Origin of the sequence: Pseudomonas sp. NPDC087803 (assembly GCF_044742995.1) — a bacterium.
GTDB lineage: Bacteria > Pseudomonadota > Gammaproteobacteria > Pseudomonadales > Pseudomonadaceae > Aquipseudomonas.
The window spans coordinates 1-4692 of sequence record NZ_JBIUVO010000077.1 but is presented as its reverse complement, the minus strand read 5'-3'; the positions used below and the strand labels follow the sequence as shown (position 1 = coordinate 4692).

General features: G+C 58.6%; 4 protein-coding genes and 2 pseudogenes. 5 read left to right on the top strand and 1 reads right to left on the bottom strand.

The features are described from left to right. From cheR to flgE, 5 genes and pseudogenes are all read left to right on the top strand, one after another. Nucleotides 1-278: pseudogene (gene cheR / locus ACIOUG_RS24115) on the top strand (protein-glutamate O-methyltransferase CheR); the annotation flags it as partial. 371 nt (nucleotides 279-649) lie between these two features. Then, nucleotides 650-1057 carry a flagellar basal body rod protein FlgB gene (flgB, locus tag ACIOUG_RS24110; protein ID WP_003227219.1) on the top strand — a complete coding sequence of 136 codons (408 nt, stop codon included), beginning with the start codon at nucleotides 650-652 and terminating at the stop codon, nucleotides 1055-1057. A gap of 3 nt (nucleotides 1058-1060) precedes the next feature. Beyond that, nucleotides 1061-1504 carry a flagellar basal body rod protein FlgC gene (flgC, locus tag ACIOUG_RS24105; protein ID WP_003227217.1) on the top strand — a complete coding sequence of 148 codons (444 nt, stop codon included), beginning with the start codon at nucleotides 1061-1063 and terminating at the stop codon, nucleotides 1502-1504. A gap of 15 nt (nucleotides 1505-1519) precedes the next feature. Beyond that, on the top strand, nucleotides 1520-2245 hold the full coding sequence (gene flgD, locus ACIOUG_RS24100) for a flagellar hook assembly protein FlgD (RefSeq protein WP_401069223.1): 726 nt from the start codon (nucleotides 1520-1522) through the stop codon (nucleotides 2243-2245). 30 nt (nucleotides 2246-2275) lie between these two features. Next, a complete protein-coding gene (flgE, locus tag ACIOUG_RS24095; RefSeq protein ID WP_401069220.1) occupies nucleotides 2276-3607 on the top strand; it encodes a flagellar hook protein FlgE in 1332 nt (443 codons plus the stop codon). A 606-nt stretch (nucleotides 3608-4213) separates the two neighbouring features. Here the strand turns inward: flgE and ACIOUG_RS24090 are convergent. Further along, nucleotides 4214-4692 (bottom strand): annotated as a pseudogene (locus ACIOUG_RS24090) (ribonucleoside-diphosphate reductase subunit alpha); the annotation flags it as partial.

Below are 4692 nucleotides of genomic sequence, written 5' to 3'. Positions count from 1 at the left end.
GCTGGGTGATCAAGGCGCCGTTCAAGATCCGCGTGGTATTCCGGTCGTTCAAGCTGCTCGACAGCTACGCGAGCCTGGGCAAGTTCGACATCGTGTTCTGCCGCAACGTGCTGATCTACTTCTCCGCCGAGGTGAAGAAAGACATCCTGTTGCGCATTCACAGCACGCTGAAGCCGGGCGGGTATCTATTCCTTGGCGCTTCCGAAGCGCTGAACGGTTTGCCGGATCATTACCAGATGGTCCAGTGCAGCCCGGGGATCATTTACCAGGCGAAGTGATTGTTCATCGGCAACACAAGAACGGGAGTCCTCAGGGGCTCCCGTTTTTTTGTGCCTGAATTATCTCTCTCACAAACCACAAATCCCCTGTGGGAGCGGGCTTGCTCGCGAAGGCAGTGTGTCAGAAAAACAGATATCGACTGACTCGACGCTTTCGCGAGCAAGCCCGCTCCCACAGTGGGTCTGTGGTGTAGGTGCGAGGGGAGGGTAAGCGGCAGAAAAGCGGCAGCCAGCGGAAGCCGGTTGCCGCTTTTCTGGCATTGCCGCTTTGCCGACTCCCGGCAAAGCCCCGGTTTACGCGGGTTCGTTGGTTTGGCACGGCGCTTGCTAAAGCTCAGATACGAAAAACCGGTCACCCGAAGGTTCCCGACATGAGCATCAGCTTCGATAAAGCGCTCGGCATTCACGAAAAGGCACTGGGCTTCCGTGCCCAGCGTGCTGAAGTCCTGGCCAACAACATCGCCAACGCCGATACCCCGAACTACAAGGCTCGGGATCTGGACTTCTCCAAAGTGCTCGAAGCACAGAGCCAGAAGAACGCCAACGGCACCATCGCCCTGAACATGACCAACAGCCGCCACATCGAAGCTGAAGGCGTGGGCAATGGCGACGAGTCGCTGATGTATCGCACGCCGATGCAGCCTTCGATCGACCAGAACACCGTGGACGCTCAGCTTGAGCAGTCGAATTACGCGGAAAACGCGGTCGGCTTCCAGGCCAGCTTCACCCTGCTCAACAGCAAATTCAAAGGGCTGGTGTCAGCCCTGCGCGGAGAGTAATTCATGTCCCTGTCCAGCGTTTTCAACATTGCCGGCAGCGGCATGAGCGCACAAACCACGCGTCTGAACACCGTGGCTTCGAACATCGCCAACGCCGAAACCGTTTCGTCGAGCATCGACCAGACCTACCGCGCCCGTCACCCGGTGTTCGCCACCATGTTCCAGGGCGGCCAGAACAGCGGCAGCAACTCGTTGTTCCAGAGCCAGGACGCTGCAGGGCAGGGCGTGCAGGTACTCGGCGTGGTCGAAGACCAGAGCAACCTCGAGGCGCGCTACGAGCCGAACCATCCGGCCGCCGACGCCAAGGGCTACGTCTACTACCCGAACGTCAACGTGGTGGAAGAAATGGCTGACATGATTTCCGCGAGCCGGTCGTTCCAGACCAACGCCGAGATGATGAACACCGCCAAAACCATGATGCAGAAGGTACTGACCCTCGGTCAGTAATAAGGGGCGACGGCCATGAGTGTTTCCGATACCACCAGCAGCTTGAGCATGAATGACATCCTGGCGAACTCGTCGAAGAAGACCAGTTCGACCGCCGATGGCATTGCTTCTGCAACTAACAGTTCCACCGGCGGCCAGGCGCTGGGCAAGGATGCGTTCCTGCAATTGCTGGTCACCCAGCTGAAAAACCAGAACCCGCTCGACCCGCAGGACAACAGTGCGTTCGTTGCGCAGTTGGCGCAGTTCAGCAGCCTGGAAGGCATCACCACGCTTAACAGCACCGTCAGCTCGCTGGCCGGCAACTACAACTCCTCGCAGGCCCTGCAGGCGTCGTCGCTGGTGGGTCGCAACGTGATCGTGCAGACCAACACCGTTCAATTGGACGACCCGAGCAAAGGCATGACCGGTTCGGTCACCGTTCCGTCGTCGATTGCCGGCGGCACCGTCAGCATTACCGACAGCAGTGGCGCGGTGGTTCGCACCATCGACCTGGGCAGTCGCGCCGCAGGCAGCGCGAGCTTCACCTGGGACGGCAAGGACAAGGACGGCAACCTGGTGAAGACCGGTACCTACACCGTCAAGGCCAACGCCTCGATCAATGGCACCTCGACCGACATGGCGACCTATCTGCCAGCCACGGTCAACAGTGTGACCATCAGCCAGACCGGTGGCGAGCTGATGCTCAACCTGTCCGGCAAGGGCACCGTTGCCCTGTCCAAAGTACAAACCATTGGTATATAGAGCCGACTAACCGGCACAAAGGAGTGGAATATGTCTTTCAATATCGGCCTTAGCGGTCTCTATGCAGCCAACAAACAACTGGACGTGACCGGCAACAACATCGCCAACGTCGCGACCGCCGGTTTCAAATCGTCCCGTGCAGAATTCGAAGACGTCTACTCGGCCACTCGCCTGGGTAGCGGCAGCAAGGTCATCGGCAACGGTGTGCGCCTGGCCAACGTGTCCCAGCAGTTCACCCAGGGTGACATCAACAACACCGGCAACGTGCTGGACATGGGCATCAACGGTTCCGGCTTCTTCACCATGAGCAACAACGGCGCGATCACTTACACCCGTGCCGGTACGTTCAAGGTCGACAATGCCGGTTTCATCACCAACACCGACTACACCTCGCGTCTGCAGGGTTACGGTGTGGACGCCAACGGCAAGATCATCAACGGCGTGTTGACCGACCTGAAGATCGACACCTCGAACCTGGCGCCGAAATCGACTTCGCTGGTGACTTCGTCCATCAACCTGAACTCGTCGGCACCAGTGATCGACGACACAGTGGCGGCAGGCAAGTTCGACCCGGCAAAACTCGAAACCTACACCAAGTCGTTCAGCACACCGATCTATGACTCTCAGGGCAACTCGCACGTCATGGATCAGTACATGGTGAAAACCGGCCAAAACACCTGGAAGGTCTACACCCTGGTGGACGGGCGCAATCCGGATGCAACCGGCAGCGATCCAACCAAGACCGCCCCGACTGCTTCGACACTGACGTTCGACAGTTCGGGCAATCTCACTCAGGTCAGCACGCCTAACCCGGCGGACCCGGCCAACCCGATCATCAGCAGCGACCTGAAGCTGACCACCTGGAAGCCAGGCACAGTGACCAACGGTGTCTTTACGCCTAACGGCGCGTCTGCCAACCCGAATGGCGTGACCATTTCCATGGCCAAGACCACTCAGTTCAACGCTGATACCGCCCGTTCGATCCCGACTCAGGACGGTTACGCCACTGGCCAGATCACCAACCTGACCATCGACGGTACTGGTACGCTGTTCGCCAACTTCAGCAACAACCAGAGCAAGGCCATCGGCCAGGTCGCGCTGGCCAGCTTCACCAACGAACAAGGCCTGCAGGCTGTCGGCGGTACCAGCTGGAAAGAGACTTTCGCTTCGGGTATCCCGGGTTACGATGCGCCGGAAACCGGTACCCTGGGTTCGATCGCCTCCAACTCGCTGGAAGAGTCCAACGTTAACCTGACCAACGAACTGGTAGACCTGATCAAGGGCCAGAGCAACTATCAGGCGAACGCCAAGACCATCTCGACTCAGAGCACCATCATGCAGACCATCATTCAGATGACCTGATTCGGGTTTCTGATTGTGCAAGGAGCCCCTCTTTTTGAGGGGCTTTTTTGTGGGCTATTGTTTTGTGGGCTTATCCGTTGCTGCGGTAACGGCTACTTAGGGTTTCGCCCTTACGGCGAGTCACCTTTTCCAAGCGCCGGAGTGCCGGCCCAGCGAAAAGGTAATCCAAAAGGCTTGGCCCCAGCGTTCGGCCCTCGCCGTGGCTCGGGTTCCTTCGTTACGGTATTCATCCGGGGGCATCGCCTACGGTTTGCTCGCTGCACCTCCTCTCGATGTGTTCGACTTCGTCGAACGGTCGCTGCGCTCCCACCCCCGGATAAACCCCTCCACTCAGCCTGCCGACGGGGCCGATACGGCAGGATGAAGAGCTGCAGCCGAGCTAACGCTCATCCTCTGTAGGAGCTGCCGAAGGCTGCGATCTTTTGATCTTTGATCTTTGATCTTTGGCAGCAGCACTGAAGATCAAAAGATCGCAGCCTCGTTGCACTCGACAGCGCCTACAGGTTAATGGCAGGCAAAAGAAAACCCCCGACAAACCAGAAGTCTGTCGGGGGTTTCTTTTGCCTGGAGAGATCAGGCGTCTCGCGACGCCTGACTCAGCTCAGCTTATTGGCAAGCTTCGCAATCCGGCTCGTCGATCGCGCAAGCCTTTGGCACTGGCGCCGGACCTGCCGGAGCTGCCAGAACCGAATCGTCGCCGTGGTTGCCGCCGCTGGAAACAGCGTTCAGCTTGCCGGTGTTGATGGTCGACTTCTCGGTGCTGGTCGCGGCCAGGGCACGGAGGTAGTAAGTGGTTTTCAGACCACGGTACCAGGCCATGCGGTAGGTCACGTCGAGCTTCTTGCCCGAGGCGCCGGCGATGTACAGGTTCAGCGACTGAGCCTGGTCGATCCACTTCTGACGACGGCTGGCGGCGTCAACGATCCACTTGGTGTCCACTTCGAACGCGGTCGCGTAGAGCTCTTTGAGTTCTTGCGGGATGCGCTCGATCTGCTGCACCGAACAGTCGTAGTAATTCAGGTAGTTGATCATGAACGAGTCCCACAGACCGCGAGCCTTTAGTTAGCGAACAAGGAACGGGTTGA

Coding starts and splice junctions, on each gene's coding strand:
- flgB (WP_003227219.1), top strand. CDS start 650: ATGAGCATCAGCTTCGATAAAGCGCTCGGCATTCACGAAAAGGCACTG.
- flgC (WP_003227217.1), top strand. CDS start 1,061: ATGTCCCTGTCCAGCGTTTTCAACATTGCCGGCAGCGGCATGAGCGCA.
- flgD (WP_401069223.1), top strand. CDS start 1,520: ATGAGTGTTTCCGATACCACCAGCAGCTTGAGCATGAATGACATCCTG.
- flgE (WP_401069220.1), top strand. CDS start 2,276: ATGTCTTTCAATATCGGCCTTAGCGGTCTCTATGCAGCCAACAAACAA.